Origin of the sequence: Microcoleus sp. Pol17C6, assembly GCF_036701145.1 — a bacterium.
Lineage (GTDB): Bacteria > Cyanobacteriota > Cyanobacteriia > Cyanobacteriales > Microcoleaceae > Microcoleus.
The window spans coordinates 174,906-190,358 of record NZ_JAUBQH010000002.1; the positions used below are offsets into that span (position 1 = coordinate 174,906).

Annotated in this window: 10 protein-coding genes; 5 read left to right on the top strand and 5 right to left on the bottom strand. The window is 42.4% G+C overall.

Annotated elements, in window-relative coordinates:
- The first annotated feature begins 2 nt into the window (after positions 1–2).
- From QUA25_RS01915 to QUA25_RS01925, 3 genes are all read left to right on the top strand, one after another.
- A complete protein-coding gene (locus tag QUA25_RS01915) occupies positions 3–1,022 on the top strand; it encodes an IS4 family transposase (protein ID WP_333035126.1) in 1,020 nt (339 codons plus the stop codon).
- A 186-nt stretch (positions 1,023–1,208) separates the two neighbouring features.
- Positions 1,209–1,436, top strand: a complete 228-nt coding sequence (locus QUA25_RS01920; protein ID WP_333035127.1) for a helix-turn-helix domain-containing protein — start codon at positions 1,209–1,211, stop codon at positions 1,434–1,436.
- Positions 1,437–1,505: 69 nt separating this feature from the next.
- Positions 1,506–1,676 (top strand): winged helix-turn-helix domain-containing protein, encoded by a 171-nt coding sequence (locus QUA25_RS01925; RefSeq protein WP_333035128.1) that lies wholly within the window; start codon positions 1,506–1,508, stop codon positions 1,674–1,676.
- Positions 1,677–2,352: 676 nt separating this feature from the next.
- On the opposite strand, the gene ffh is transcribed toward QUA25_RS01925, so the two are convergent.
- From ffh to QUA25_RS01945, 4 genes are all read right to left on the bottom strand, one after another.
- Positions 2,353–3,801 carry a signal recognition particle protein gene (gene ffh / locus QUA25_RS01930; protein ID WP_333035131.1) on the bottom strand — a complete coding sequence of 483 codons (1,449 nt, stop codon included), beginning with the start codon at positions 3,799–3,801 and terminating at the stop codon, positions 2,353–2,355.
- Positions 3,802–3,950: 149 nt separating this feature from the next.
- Positions 3,951–4,886: a DMT family transporter gene (locus QUA25_RS01935; protein WP_333035133.1), complete on the bottom strand. Its 936-nt coding sequence runs from the start codon at positions 4,884–4,886 to the stop codon at positions 3,951–3,953.
- Positions 4,887–5,304: 418 nt separating this feature from the next.
- On the bottom strand, positions 5,305–5,706 hold the full coding sequence (locus QUA25_RS01940) for a trypsin-like peptidase domain-containing protein (RefSeq protein WP_445242184.1): 402 nt from the start codon (positions 5,704–5,706) through the stop codon (positions 5,305–5,307).
- 231 nt (positions 5,707–5,937) lie between these two features.
- On the bottom strand, positions 5,938–6,720 hold the full coding sequence (locus QUA25_RS01945; RefSeq protein WP_333035136.1) for a calcium-binding protein: 783 nt from the start codon (positions 6,718–6,720) through the stop codon (positions 5,938–5,940).
- Positions 6,721–7,258: 538 nt separating this feature from the next.
- Between QUA25_RS01945 and QUA25_RS01950 the strand changes: the two genes are divergently transcribed.
- Positions 7,259–9,640, top strand: a complete 2,382-nt coding sequence (locus QUA25_RS01950; protein ID WP_333035138.1) for a GAF domain-containing protein — start codon at positions 7,259–7,261, stop codon at positions 9,638–9,640.
- Positions 9,641–9,648: 8 nt separating this feature from the next.
- Here QUA25_RS01950 and QUA25_RS01955 read toward each other — a convergent pair whose 3' ends face one another.
- Complete coding sequence (locus QUA25_RS01955; protein WP_333035139.1) at positions 9,649–9,819, bottom strand: hypothetical protein; 171 nt, start codon at positions 9,817–9,819, stop codon at positions 9,649–9,651.
- Positions 9,820–9,943: 124 nt separating this feature from the next.
- Between QUA25_RS01955 and QUA25_RS01960 the strand changes: the two genes are divergently transcribed.
- A complete protein-coding gene (locus QUA25_RS01960) occupies positions 9,944–15,397 on the top strand; it encodes an AAA family ATPase (protein WP_333035140.1) in 5,454 nt (1,817 codons plus the stop codon).
- The last annotated feature ends 56 nt before the right edge of the window (positions 15,398–15,453 follow it).

The window sequence follows — 15,453 nt, forward strand, 5'->3', positions numbered from 1 at the left end:
AAATGCTATTTTCTAACTTCCCCAAAATTGTCAAACGGTATCTCGCCCATTTACCCAAAGATGATTATCCAGTTTTAGATAGCTTCACATTTGTCTCCTGCTGGCTAGGGTTTAGTTTTGACCAAAGTCTGGATACTATGCGTTCCCTATTTTACCGTTTAAACAGTCGAGATATTTCCCTAGATATATCAACTTTTTCCAAGGCTAGTAAGCATAGAGATATTGATGTTTTTGTAAAAATATTTGAAAGATTACAAGCCGATATAAAACGTCAATTAATTAACAAAGATTGTCTCAGCTTATTCCCTTTAGATTCAACGATAGTTACCTTGACAAGTAAATTACTATGGCAACAGGAATACCATCAAGTAAAATTATTTGCTGGAACGGACAATGAACGGGGAATAATTGATGGAGTACACATTCATTTTGGCCAAGGTCATGACAGTGAGCATGGAGATGAAACTATAGCAGCCACACCTCAAAATGGAGTCGCTGTAATGGATAGAGGTTTTTCTAGCTCTGAACGCGTTCAAGCATTAATGAAACAAGAAAATCAATATTTTGTACTACGAATTAAAAATAATTCTACTATCAAGATGAAGGAGGATGGAACTTATGAAGTGTGGAGTGACCAACGAAAAGTTCAAGTAAGATTAGTGACTTTTTCAGATTTAGAAACACGAACTGAATTTAGGTTTGTCACTAATTTACCTAAATCAGGAGAATTAGCATACACCAATGAAGAAATTGGAGAAATTTATCGCAGACGATGGCAGATTGAATTGCTGTGGAAATTCTTAAAAATGCATTTAAAATTGGCTCGTTTAATTACTAAAAATACTAATGGAATCAAGATACAAATCTATGCCTGTTTGATTTGTTATTTGTTGCTTCAGTTAGTTGAACTTCCTGATAAAATTGGAAATAAACTCTTAGACAAATTACGATATTTACAGGCTTTTATGTGTGAGAAAATCAGCTATATTCACTGGTTTAAGGAACTTGTTTTCAATTGCTAAAATCAGCATTTTATAGGATTCGTATGTCTATTTTCAGAATCCTATCAATAAGCGTTCAACACTTCTGATTCAAGATAATAGATAAAATTATTAACTGGGTAGGAGGAATACTATAGCAATCCTAATTTATTTGTGAACACCCATGTGATCAAATATAAAAAGCATAATAAACAGAGAATTGCCCAAATGGATAGCCAGGTACTCGATCGCAAAAAGCAAGACTTAGAGTTAGATGATTTTATTGAATCAACTTCATATCATCGAGAAATTAAACGAGCATTGGTAGTTAAATGGAGTTTGTCAGGGATATGTTCTCGTCAAATTATTAAACAGTTAAACGTTTCCTTGGGATTTATTAATAAATGGAATAATAAATTTTTAATTTGGGGAGTGAAAGGGCTGAAAATGGGGTAAAAAGGGAAGGATGGCTATTTAAGTAAATCAGAAAAAGCCGAAATAATTCTCTGGTTAAGTCAGAGACAAATGTGGGATTTGGCAGAATTAGCTATCTATATAGAAGAGAAATATGGAGTAATTTATCAATCACAACAAAGTTACTATTCTTTATTTGAATCAGCTCAAATTAGTTGGAAAAAGTCCCAAAAGAAGAATCCTAAAGGAGACCCCAAATTGGTAGAATCTAAAAAAAAATAAATTAACGAGTATTTAGAAACATGGCAGTGAGATATAAAACAAAGAACAATTAAAATGGTTGAGATTTGAACACATAGAGGAGTTGAGAGCAGCGGTGCAAAAAGAGTTAAACAAGTTGACGAATGAAGTCATTGCTTCTTTGACGGGATGGCAATTCATTTTAGATGCATTATCTGTAGCAAAACTTTAGGAAAGTGGTATAACGCCAGCCGAAATGATGAGAGCGGGAGGTCCCACTTCTGCCACGAAATTTTGGGCATCTTCTGATTCAAATTACGACCACGGTATTAGTTCGGCTAGCTGCACCCAACGATTAGTCGCTGCCAACTTTCCTTCCAAGAGCAGCTTAAAGTCTTGGGCTGAGCTTGGGGTGGGTTCAACTTTTCGGTAGACGGGAGCCAACGATAATGCACGGGTTTTGAACTATTTTACCGGTTTTTCCTGCACGCTTACCACCCACCTACTGCTCGCCCATCCAATCCCCCTCACTTTTTTCCCTTTTTTCAGCAAGCCCTAATTACAGGCTTTTTCACGTATAAAGTGGCAACAAGAAAAGAGTTAAAGTTTAATAGTTATTACATTTTCGACCAATAGTAATAAAGGAATATTGGGACGGGGGCTGGTTTACGAGATTATCGGTGGTAGCCAATTATTTAGTGAAACCAGCCACCACTTTTTACAACTGTCCGAAACCTTTTTTTGGCTTATCTTTTTTCTTTTTCTTCTTCTGCTGGGCACCCATATAGCCACGGGAACCGGGCTGCATTCCGGGGCCACCCATTCCGGGCATTCCGGGCATTCCCGGCAATCCTCCCATTCCTGTAAAGTTGCCTTGACTCATTTGCTGCATCATTGTACGCATTTTCTGGAAATCGCTCACCAGCTTAGTTACGTCGTTTTCAGCGTAGCCTGCGCCTTTGCCGATGCGGCGGCGGCGGGATGGAGAACTTGCTAAAAGTTCGGGATTGCGGCGTTCTTCAACTGTCATCGAATTGATCATGGCTTCGGTGCGTTTTAGCTGCACTTCTCCCTGCCGCATTTGTTCGTCTGAGAGTTTGTTCATCCCCGGAATCATTTTCATGATGCCGCCGAGGGAACCCATATTTTTTAACAGTCTGGTTTGTTTGAGAAAGTCGGTAAAGTCAAACTTTGCCGTGAGCATTTTCTCTTGCATTTTTTCGGCATCGGCGATGTCGAATTCTTCTTGCGCTTTTTCTACGAGGGTCAAGACATCGCCCATGCCTAGTATTCTCGATGCCATGCGATCGGGATAAAATGGTTGCAATGCTTCCACTTTTTCGCCAACTCCGACAAATTTAATCGGCGCGCCGGATATTTGCCGCACTGACAAGGCTGCACCGCCGCGGCTGTCGCCGTCTAATTTGGTTAAGATTGCGCCGGTAATGCCGATTTGTTCATGAAAAGTGCGGGTTAAATTGGCTGCTTCTTGGCCGGTCATGGCATCAACAACTAACAGTGTTTCGTGGGGTTGTACTGTTTGTTTGATGCGGCCCAATTCTGCCATCATGTCTTGGTCGATTTGCAGGCGGCCTGCGGTATCGACGATGATGGTATCAATGCCAATTTGTTTGCCGTGTTCGATGCCTTGGCGGGCAATTTCTACGGGGTCAATGTCTTTGCCTAATTCAAATACGGGTACGTCGATTTGTTTGCCGAGGGTCAGCAATTGGTCGATCGCGGCTGGTCGATAAATGTCGGTTGCGACTAGCAGTGCGGTACGATTTTGTTTGCGGAGGTGCAGTGCTAGTTTGGCGGTAGCTGTGGTTTTCCCGGTTCCTTGCAAACCGGCCATCAGGATCACTGTGGGCCCGGATTCGGCGGTGGCGAGGGGTACGTTGGTTTCCCCCATGACGCGCACGAGTTCGTCGTGAACGATTTTGATGAATTGTTGGTCGGGACGGACGCCTGAAACTACTTCTGCTCCTTGTGCTTTGGCTGCTACCTCTCCGATGAAGTTTTTGACGACTTGGAGGTTGACATCGGCTTCCAGGAGGGCGCGACGGACTTCTTTGAGGGCGTCTTGGATGTTAGACTCGGAGATTTTATTCTGTCCGCGCAGTTTTTTCCAGGTGGATTCGAGTCGATCGGCAAGGGCTTCAAACATAGGGCATTGTTGGCTAGTCAGTCTTTTTTATTTTAGGGCTAAATGGGGCTGTTTGGATGCAAGTTTTGGGAAAAGTTGGATGTTTTTATTTTTTAACCGCTGATGCTCGCGGATTAACGCGCTATGAGTTGGGATCTTTTGTTATATAGTTACTGTCTATTAGTGATAATAATGCCTGCGATGATTAACAACGTACTAAAGAGATGAACTAAGGCGATCGGTTCATTGAGGATAAGCCACGCACCAAGACCGCTAAAGACTGGAATCATGTAGTAAATTAAAGCTGTGCGGGAAGGGCCAATTAGGGCGATCGCCTGATTCCATGCGAGATAAGCCACTACTGAAGAAAGCACTCCAACGTAGAGCAATGCCCTCACGATGGCTGGATTAAAGACAACAGGATGATAAATCCAACATTCAAGGGCATATAAGGGTACTAAAAATAATAGCCCTAAACTAAAAGTACATAAGCTAAAGGTTGTGATGTGCATGGTCGATGGCTTGCGTTTGACTAACATGGTGTAGCCAGCGAAGATTATGGCCGCCAATAGCATATAAATATCGCCAATGGCGAAAGAAATATTGAGTAATTTTTCTAAAGAACCTCCTGCGAGCAAAAGTATAACACCGCTGACGGTGATCGCAATTCCCGCGAACCGCGTCAAAAAAATAATTTCTCCATAAAAAATTCTAGACATTAGTACGATAAAAATAGGGGAAGAAGCAGCGATTAATGACAAGTTTGTGGCCTGTGTTGTGTGACCTGCAATATAGATTAATGTGTTAAAAGCAGTCACGCCTAAAAAACCCGATACAGCCAAGTATAGCAGATGTTTTTGTACCAATTTCCAGTCGGCGACTGTCGTTTTAATGGCGAATGGTGTCAGAGTTACAACAGCTATCGTCCATCGCAAAAAGGCTAGTCCTACAGGTAGAATATCTTGATTAAAAGCTCTGGCAACAATGAAGTTACCAGCCCATATTAAAGTAGCAACTAATGCTAACAAATAACCGATTAGTATGAGATATTTAGGCTGTGATTTACCTAATTCCTCGCTATTTTTATAATTTTTATTATTCTTCATTATCATTGATGATATCGTTTGGAACTCGATCGGTATTCGATCGACCTCCAGTATACCTAGCTCATCTGCCAGTGTTAAAACTTCGGCAATATCCCTAGATTAGGAACAAGCTGGAGTTTAGGGCATTCATAATACCTGAGATTTCGTACAATTAGGACTAACGCATGAGAACCCAGAAAGTGGTTTTTTTTACCAAAATACTTCGTTACAGCCTGCATATTCCATAAAAAACCCGCTTTCTTTGGTTGCAGTGCGTCCAAGGCTGTGCGTAAGTCCTATTTGTCATCTGTCTAAAGTTAGGATTTTTCCTACACAGCTCATCCTTTATATTAGTTTATTAAGGTATTAGCAGGATATTTTTATGAAGCGAGTCCATTGGTGCAGAGGTTTGTTGCTCCATGGGATGTTGTCTTTTACTCTAGCGACTGTTGACGCACAAGTGGCACAGGCTCAGCGCCCGATTCATATCAAAGCCTGATGAAAATTCAAAATTGCGTTCAGTTTGGTTTGTTATGCTAGCCGGAAAACCTGGATAGCCAAACACAAAAATTGGTGTACCAACTGTCGCTTGTTCAGAATCGCCTAAAGTTACAACTGGATAATATTTAGTGCTCTTAAATGTTACGACTGCTAAATCAGGAGCATTCTGGCCTGTCTGCAAAAGTACACTACGGGTTACTTGATAGTCTTTTCCTGTAGAAGTGCGAATCGTATAGGTATCCGGAGCGGCAACAACGTGATTAGCTGTCAAAACCGTGTAAGTCGGGCCTTGTTTGGTAATAATAAATCGCGACCCGCCACCGCTTATTTTTTGATCAATTTAAATCGGTGACAGATTCAGCTAATTTTGCAATTTATGGCGAAGATATAGTCAAAACTGGTGCTTGTGCAAAAACCACTATTACTGTTTTAATACTTCTGCAAAGTACAGTTGCTTAGAGATAGATTTTCCGCTATCTGTAGGGACACGGCAGTGCCGTGTCCGACGCAAAATTGCCGTGTCCCCTACCCGGAACTCGCTCTATAGCCCGTCTAATTTCCTACAAATAACCTAAGCCAAAAACTGGAATTGAGAACCGTTAACTGCCAAAGCAAACGGACTTGCCTGTTCAAATGCACCGACAAGTTCAAAGTTGTCCGTGTCTAAAACTATCCCCACAATCTGTCCGGTAATTATGTTTTCAATCACCATGTCGTTGATAATTCCATCATTATCGTAAGCAATCAAATTGTCGTCTTCAAAGAAAAGGTCTAGTTCTGTTAAACCGTCCGTCAAACCGATGCGATCGCCCTCGTCAAAATTAAAATCGGTAACGACATCTGCTCCATCTATACCAAATGCTTCATCGTTGCTTCTGAGCACGAATATGTCAGCACCGAGGCCTCCGGTGAGCACGTCAACTCCCCGATCGCCTGCTAAGAAATCGTTGCCCTCATTGCCGTCTAAATCGTCGTCTCCTTGCCCTCCCCGCAGGATATCGTTCCCGAACCCTCCAAAGATAAGGTCATTTCCGGCGTCGCCCCTAACTACGTCGTTGCCATCATTTCCATCCAGGCGATCGTCCTCTTTCCCGCCGTAAATTATGTCATTTCCGCCGCCACCAGCGATAATATCATTGCCATTATTTCCTAACAGACGTTCGTTGGAATCCGATGAACCTCCTATAGTATCGTTGCCATCAAGTCCCCAAACTCCCCAGGGAAAAGACGACAAATTTCCATTCCCTACGTTAATCTCATCGGGTGTAGCGAATGCCAAAAGACGTGGCCCGCCGCCAGCAAATACAGGAAATCCCGCCACATCGCTGATAAGATTGTTAACCGTTAAAGCCATAACTATGTCCTTTTAAAAATCCTGTTAGCTGTATTATACATTTTAATTATTCCCTTGCCAAATAGCAAGGAAGTTTGGATTTTAGTCGCAACTTTTATTTCCTCAATTAATGACAAGCAACCTGCTGGTCTATAGTCAACTACAATTACCAATACTTCGCCTACGCGAACGTATAAGTTATCAATTCCCAATTCCCAATTCCCAATTACCAGCGCTGTGCTTCATTCAACCCAAACCTGCTATAGATCTCGCATCAGAGTCAAATAGCATTAGTTGGTGACACTATCCGCTACTGCCTACCGCTTATAATGGGTGTTACCCCCCAGGCGGTAAACACGTTAATATCACCTATAACGTCGAGACTGAGAGGTTGTTTGTGAATAAAAGTAAAAGTCCCTGGGCCCATCGTCCGAGAAAAAACCCAGTTTCCGATACCCACACACAAACTTTACACACAGGATTTAAGCTCTTTACAAAGCCATAATCGCCGATCGCTGACATTTTTTGGCAAAATCCACTGCTTTCAGGTGTTTTACTCATGTCTACTCCTAAATCGTCTTCCCATCAAAACAACAACTCTGTAAAATCGGCAGCGACAGATATCGTTCCAACAAAGCAAGACAGTAACAATCTGCCCAGCGAACCAAGTATAGAACAGCTACTGGAAGCTTTGGCGGGCAAAGTACCCAGTCAATCTTCTGAAATCGAACCGTTGAAAACGTGGAAACAAGATTTACAGCGATTGTTTCAATTTCTCGGCGATCGCCACGTTTTAATCGCAGTAATGCAACCGGGAACTTTTGCCCTGCGTTACGCTAACGCGGCATTTTGTCGCTTGGCCGGTTGGGAGGAAACGCCCTTGGCAACTCAATTTACCAACGGTGGGTTTGCAGAAACCGACATCACTCTGCTGGAACTGTTGGAGGATTGGGGCGGCAGAACAGCAGAACAATTGTACCGTCGCCACCTTTTGCACTGGGTATTTAAGCAATATTATCAAATTGACATTGACGGTTTGCGGGTGCTAGACCAACCTGTCACGGCGAGTGTAAAAAACCCCAAACACCGAGAAGCGAGATTCATTGAATTTTGGCTGGGTTCGGAACAGTTAAAAATTACTCGAATTGACTCAAAAATAGATGAATTTGGGGATGTTTCTTTAAGATTAATGCCTGTTGCAGAACGGGAAGCTTGGCTGATGCAGCCGAATCAACTGGAAAATTTAGCCGATCGATTGCAGTTGGATAATTACCGCGTAGAAGGTTTGTTGCTGCTAGAAGGTTTTGATGTCACGGTGCAGGAGCAAATTCGGCGGCTGACTCAGTTATTGATCGATCAAGATTCGATGCTGCGGCCAGACAAATTTGAGAAAATTGATCGGTGTTTGCGATCGCTCTTCAATGCTGACGGCACTTTGTTGCTGCGACCAGACGGCGATCAGGTACAGCTATTAGTTGCAAAAGACGGCCAAAATTTGCAGCCGATTCTTTATTCAATGCACTCCCTAGAAGCTTCTCACTTTTTGAAGGCCACAGCAGCAAATCAAGTTTGGAACGTGCCAGACTTGCGTAGGGAGTGCGAAACTGAGTGCGATCGAACTTTGCGGAGAATGGGAACTCGATCGATGCTGCTAGTACCCCTGGTAGTCAAATCCGTCACCCGTGAGGGGTGCGGGGTGCGGATTTTGGGAGTCGTGGGGCTGTTGTGCGATCGGCCAAACCACTTCAACGGCATTGACGCTCAACACGCCCAAGAACTCATTCCCGCCTTCATTGCAGCCCTGCGGCAAGCCATCCAGGAGCGGTTTACCCACATTCACAACATCCACCCCGCAGTCGAGTGGCGGTTCGCCCAAGAAGCAGAAAGGCGAAGTTGGGGACTACCTCCAGAAACAATCGTATTTGCTGACGTTCATCCGCTGTACGGAATTTCGGACATTCGCGGTTCTAGCGATGAAAGAAACCGAGCCATTCAAACTGATTTGCTCGAACAATTTCGCTTAGGTTTAGTCATAGCTGATGCTGTTTGCCAAACACAAACTACCCACCTCGGCGAGCAACTGCGGCTCGACTTGCTCGACTACATCCAGCATTTAAAACAAAAAGTAACAGTCGATATGGAGGTGCGAGCAGCCGAGTATTTAAACGAGCATTTAGAAGTATATTTTGACTATTTTGTGCAGTGCGGACCCAAGGTTCAGGCAGCCGTTGAAGCTTACCAAGCAGCCTGTGACAACGAACATAACTGCGTTTACAGCGATCGCAACCGCTACGACCAAATGCTGAACCTAATCAGCACCAAACTCCAAGAAACCTGGGCCCGCTGGCAAGAAAAAATGCAGCAAATTTTGCCCCACTACTGCGACATCGAATGCACCGACGGCATCGATCACATGATTTATGTAGGAAAATCGATCGACCCCACATTCAGCCAGTTTCACCTACACAGTTTGCGGTACGAACAACTGCGAGCTATTTGCGATTGCGGCCGCACAGTTTTTCGCCTGCAAGCCGAGTCTCAAATTAACATGGAACTCGCACATTTAGTCTTAGTGCAGAATACCACTATCGACATTTTTCACAACGAAAACACCGAAAAAATGTTTGATGTCAAAGGCACTCGCGACATCCGCTACGAACTCGTCAAAAAGCGGATCGAAAAAGCCGTTGACAAAGACGCACAAGAGCGAATTACCCAGCCAGGAATGTTAACGGTAGTTTATTCAACCGAAGACGAATGGGAAGAGTACCAACAATACTTGCGCTACTTGTCTCGCGAAGGTTGGGTAGAGCCAAAAGTTCAGACCGGCATGGTAGAATCACTGCAAGGAGTCAGCGGTTTAAAATTCGCCCGCGTGCGTATTTTACCTGAACCGGAATCTATTGCTACTATCTGTGAAGTTACGGTAGTCAGCGATTGAGAACCCGTTCAATTGCCTGTTTTAGGCCCAGTGCGATCGCTCCCATCTTCTGCTGTTATAGGCCCAGTGCGATCGCTCCCATCTCCCATAAAAACGGTGCAGCGAAAGCATTCGGGACTCAAACACCAGACCGAGATTACATTTAAGATGTTTGTTGACACCAACGACCAAGCCCACATTTTTAGTTAGTGTATATTCCGTGTGATTTGGAAATCGCAAAATACATGATCTGAATCACACAAAATTAAGATTAAGTAGTGTTAATCTAATGATGCTCGGCTCCTGTAATTTATAACTTAAGTAATGTTAACTTTATCAAAATACCAAATAACTTCTACTCTGCACGAAGGGGTAGAAACAATAATCTATCGCGGACAAATACCGACAGATGCGCCCCCAGTAATTTTGAAAGTTCTCAAAGCCGAATATCCCTCCCTTGAAGCCATTACCAGGCTCAAACACGAATATCAAATCAGCCAAAATTTAGACAGCGAACACATCGTCAAAGCTATCAGTATCGAAACATTTGACCACCGATTAGGAATCGTTTTAGAAGACTTGGGCGGCGAATCCCTCGCCAAACTGTTGGAAAGAAAAACCTTGAGCCTGCAAGCAAATTTAAACATCACCATCCAAATAGTCAAAGCCTTACAATACCTGCATTTTCAGCACCTTATTCACAAAGACATTAAACCCAGCAACATCATAATTAACTCGCAAACAAAACAAGTAAAACTCACCGACTTCGGCATTGCTACAAAACTCAACAAAGAAAATCCGCAATTTAACAATCCCAACTCAGTCGAAGGCACCTTAGCCTATATGTCACCCGAACAAACCGGGAGAATGAACCGCACCCTCGACTACCGCACAGACTTTTATTCCCTTGGCATCACATTATATGAAATGCTGACTGGAAAATTACCTTTCCGCAGCAACGACCCATTAGAAATAGTTTACAGCCACATCGCAGTTCAACCAATATATCCCCATCAAATCAATTCAGAAATACCTGTCGCCCTCTCTGAGATAGTGATGAAATTGATGGCAAAAAATGCCGAAGATAGATATCAAAGTGCGGCCGGATTGTTAGCAGACTTAGAAACTTCTTTGCATCAGTTACAAACCACCGGACAAATTGCCGACTTCATCCCCGGACGCTTAGATATTCTCAGCCAATTGTTAATCCCCCAAAAATTGTACGGTCGGGAAAATCAGGTTAATGAATTGCTAGCAGCATTTGAACGTGTAAGAGGGGGTTTAGCCAACAATTTGTTAGAAAAACCAGCAACCTTAGAACCAAACCCGCCCCCATCCGGAAGCAGCGAATTAATGCTAGTCTCAGGCTACTCAGGCATCGGTAAATCAGCCGTTGTCAACGAAGTTAGCAAACCAATTACCAGGTCAAAAGGTTACTTTATCAGCGGCAAATTTGACCAATTCAAACGCAACATTCCTTATGCCTCATTAATCCAAGCATTTAACTCCTTGCTGCGGCAATTACTAACAGAAAGTGCACTTTCATTAGAAATATGGCGCACTAAAATTTTAACAGCATTGGGAACAGACGGCCAAGTAATTGCCGACGTAATTCCCAAAGTTGAATTAATCATCGGCAAACAGCCAGAAGTCCCAGAACTCGCCCCTGTAGAATCCCAAAATCGATTCAATCGGGTATTCAAAGAATTTATTCGCGTTTTCGCCCAAAAAGAACACCCCCTAGTTATCTTTTTAGACGATTTGCAGTGGGCAGATTCAGCAACATTAAAGTTGATGCAAATACTGATAACTGACCCTGACCAGGAATATTTGTTGCTAATCGGTGCCTATCGAGACAATGAAGTTAGTCCGACCCACCCCTTAATTCAGACTGTAGAAGAAATTGAAAAAACTGGTACCATAGTCAACAATATCGTCTTGCAACCGCTGGATTTAGCAAATGTGACTGAATTAGTCACTGAAACACTTCACACTTGCACAGAAAAAGTAACAAATCTAGCTGATTTAATCTGGAATAAAACGGGGGGCAATCCTTTTTTCTTGACCCAATTACTCCAAGCACTTTATCAAGACTCTCTTTTAAAATTTGAATTTAATCACATTACAAATGAGGGAAGTCAAAGTGGCTGGTATTGGAGTATTGATGAAATTCAAGCCATTGGAATCACCGATAAAAGTGTGGTGGAACTGGTAGCTTCTCGCATTGAAAAGCTGCCTGCACCCACGCAAGAAGTGTTGAAGCTAGCAGCTTGCGTGGGAGATAAATTTGCTCTAGATGTACTGTCACTTGTTAGCGAAGAGTCAGCTAATACGACAGCAAATGAACTTTATTCAGCTTTGCAAGCCGGGTTAATTCTGCCCTTGAGCGATGCTTATCGCATTCCTTTAGTTTTCGATCGAGCCGAATCAATCAATCTCAAGTTAGATACTTCGCGGGTTATTTACAAATTTTTGCACGATCGCGTTCAGCAAGCCGCATATTCGCTAATTCCAGAAGACCAAAAGCAATCCACCCATTTAAAAATCGGTCAATTACTATTACAGAATACTCCCCCCGACAAGCTAGAAGAAAACATCTTTGATATCGTCAATCAATTGAATGTCGGAATTGACACGATTACCCAACAGTCGGAAAAAACTCAGTTGGCACAATTAAATTTAACTGCTGGACGCAAGGCAAAAGCGGCGGCTGCGTATGAAGCTGCTGTTAGGTATTTGCGGGTTGCTATGGAATTATTGCCTGCGGATTCTTGGCAAAGCCACTATGACTTAACGTTAGCAATTTACGAGTCAACAGCCGAAGCTGAGTACTTAAATGTCAACTATGAATATTCAAAAAAATTGGTTGATATTGTAGTGAAAAAAGCTAAAAGTTTACTGGAAAAAGTGAATGTTTATCAACTTCAAATTCAGTCTTATAACGCTCAAAATAGACTTGTAGAAGCCCTCAATACAGGACTGGAAGTCCTGAAACTATTAGGCATTTCTTTTCCTGAAAATCCCAAGGCGCTAAATATTGCTGTGGGACTGATTAATACAAAACTGAGCTTGGGATTGAAACGAATTGAGGATTTAGCTAACTTGCCAGAAATGACCGATCCCGACAAACAAGCAGCCATGCGGATTTTATCAGGGATTCTCAGCAGTGCTGTTCCGGTCAAGCCCCAACTGGTACCGCTGCTGGCATTTAGGATGGTCAAGCTGTGCATTAAATATGGTAATTCGCCTTATGCAAGTATTGCTTACGTTTTTTATGGCGTAGTTATGTACAAGGTAGGGGACATTAGTTTGGCATACCAATTCGGTCAACTGGCAATTAAGATGTTAGACAAATTTCCCTCCCGTTCAATTAAAAGTAGAGTTTATTCACCCTTTGGTTGCTTTATTAACCACTGGAAAGCCTCTGTCAATTCCGGATTAGGCGCTCTCAAAGAAGGTTTTAAAACTGGGATGGAAACTGGAGAGTTAGAATATGCTGGTTATTCTATAACTGAATATTGCTTCAAAAAAATGTCGATAGGAGAGCCTCTAGATTTGGTGGATCAGGAGGCTGGTAAATATATGAAACTAATGCAGAAATATCAACTAGAAATGGCTGTACAGTATATAAGTATATGCAGCCAGACAGCCCTCAATTTGCGGGGTAAATCTGTCGAACCCTGCGATTTAGTCGGCGATAACTTTAATGAATTAAAAACACTCCCGGTTTTAATAGAATCTCAAAGCTTTTTTGTAGTTAGTGCGGTTTATCATGCCAAAACTCAGCTTAATTTTATCTTCAGAAACTACGCGCAAGCCTTAGAAAATTCAATGTTATTTGAGAAATATGAGGAGTCGGTAGCCGGATTTTATATGGTTGCTCTGAATAATTTTTACTTTTCTCTCAGTCTCCTTGCTTTGTATGCCCAAGCTGAGAGAGGGGAACAAAAGCAATATTTAGAAAAAGTGCTGCAAAACCAAAAGAAGATGAAAAAATGGGCAGTTCATGCTCCGATGAATTATCAACACAAATACGACTTGGTTGCAGCGGAAAAAGCGCGAGTCTTGGGGCAAAATACCCAAGCAATGGAATTGTACGATCGCGCAATTGATGGAGCGGCAAAAAACGGTTACATTCAAGAGGAAGCATTAGCCTATGAATTAGCCGGAGAATTTTATCAAGCTTTGGGTAAAGAGATAGTTTCTCAAGCATATCTGACTAAAGCCTATTATGGATATATCCATTGGGGAGCCATAGCCAAAGTTAAACACTTAGAAGCAACACATCCTTTCTTAGCAGCACAGACGCGCACAATCCAAACCCCAACCCTCGATGTCACTCGCACAACCACTGGAAATACTACCAGTAGTAGTTTAGGCGATTTCTTAGACTTAGCTACTTTTATTAAGTCGGCGCAAGCCATTAACGGTGAAATTGTTCTCGAAAAATTGTTGACCAAATTAATCAAAATTATTTTAGAAAATGCGGCAGCTCAAAAAGTAGTGCTGCTGCTCCTGAAAAACGATATCCTCTGCATAGAAGCTACTGGCAGTTTTGCGGAGGATAAAGTGACACTTTTACCCTCTATTCCCGTAGAAACTCGTCAAGATGTTCCCCTGTCTGTGATTAATTACGTACACCGCAGTCAAAAGCATCTGGTTTTAGACAATGCGACTGTCGTCGAACCTTTTAAGGTAGATACCTACATTCAGAAATATCAACCAAAATCAATTCTCTGTTTGCCGATTATTTATCAATCTCAGCGGCGCGGAATAATTTATTTAGAAAATGCTTTGACAGTAGGAGCTTTTACAGCAGAGAGAGTAGAAGTATTCAAAGTGTTAATTTCTCAAGTTGCTATTGCTGTAGAAAATGCTGGTTTGTACGCGCGCGAGAAAGAAAAATCTCAACAGTTAGAAAAATCTTTCAATGAACTGCAACAGGCGCAACTGCAACTAATTCAAAGCGAAAAAATGTCGGCTCTCGGCAACTTGATTGCAGGGGTTGCTCACGAAATTAACAATCCGCTCGGTTTTATTGCGGGCAATCTTGATGCTGCTGCTGAGGCGAGCTTAGATTTGATTGATTGCTTACAACTTTACCAAGAAAAATTTCCTAATCCTGGAGATGAATTACAGGATAAAGCATCGGAGATCGATTTAGAATATTTGATTGAAGATTTGCCAAAAATGCTTTTATCCATGAAATCAGGTACAGAGCGCATCCGCAATATTAGCACGTCTTTGCGGACTTTTTCCCGCGCTGATAGTGCGAATAAAGTGTCAGCAAATATTCATGACGGCATCGACAGCACTTTGATGATTTTACAGTATCGCCTGAAAGCTAAAGATACTCGCCCGGCGATTAAGATTATCAAAGAATACGGAGATATCCCGCCAGTTAAATGTTATTTTGGGCAACTGAATCAGGTATTTATGAATTTGCTGGCAAATGCGATCGAGTGTTTTGACGAATTCAATCAGGGTCGCACTTACGCTGAAATTGAAGCTTTACCGAATACGATCGCCATTATCACTCATCTCGGGGAGGATAACAACAGCGTGGTGATTAAAATCAAAGATAACGGTCAAGGGATGTCATCGGAGGTCAAGTCGAAAATATTTGACCATTTATTTACTACCAAAGGAGTAGGAAAAGGTACGGGTTTGGGGTTGTCTATCAGCCGGCAAATTGTAGAAGAAACCCACGGCGGTAAACTAACTTGCGAATCGGTGCTGGGAGAAGGTTCGGAATTTGCGATCGCCCTGCCGCTTTGATAAAATTTATTCACCACTTTTACGGAATCAGTCATTGCCAATTGTTTAATCTCCAA

Excerpts from the sequence above, each read along its gene's own strand:
- QUA25_RS01920 (WP_333035127.1), top strand. The coding sequence starts at position 1,209 with ATGGATAGCCAGGTACTCGATCGCAAAAAGCAAGACTTAGAGTTAGAT.
- QUA25_RS01960 (WP_333035140.1), top strand. The coding sequence starts at position 9,944 with ATGTTAACTTTATCAAAATACCAAATAACTTCTACTCTGCACGAAGGG.
- QUA25_RS01950 (WP_333035138.1), top strand. The coding sequence starts at position 7,259 with ATGTCTACTCCTAAATCGTCTTCCCATCAAAACAACAACTCTGTAAAA.
- QUA25_RS01925 (WP_333035128.1), top strand. The coding sequence starts at position 1,506 with ATGTGGGATTTGGCAGAATTAGCTATCTATATAGAAGAGAAATATGGA.
- QUA25_RS01935 (WP_333035133.1), bottom strand. The coding sequence starts at position 4,886 with ATGAAGAATAATAAAAATTATAAAAATAGCGAGGAATTAGGTAAATCA.
- QUA25_RS01955 (WP_333035139.1), bottom strand. The coding sequence starts at position 9,819 with ATGTGGGCTTGGTCGTTGGTGTCAACAAACATCTTAAATGTAATCTCG.
- QUA25_RS01915 (WP_333035126.1), top strand. The coding sequence starts at position 3 with ATGCTATTTTCTAACTTCCCCAAAATTGTCAAACGGTATCTCGCCCAT.
- ffh (WP_333035131.1), bottom strand. The coding sequence starts at position 3,801 with ATGTTTGAAGCCCTTGCCGATCGACTCGAATCCACCTGGAAAAAACTG.
- QUA25_RS01945 (WP_333035136.1), bottom strand. The coding sequence starts at position 6,720 with ATGGCTTTAACGGTTAACAATCTTATCAGCGATGTGGCGGGATTTCCT.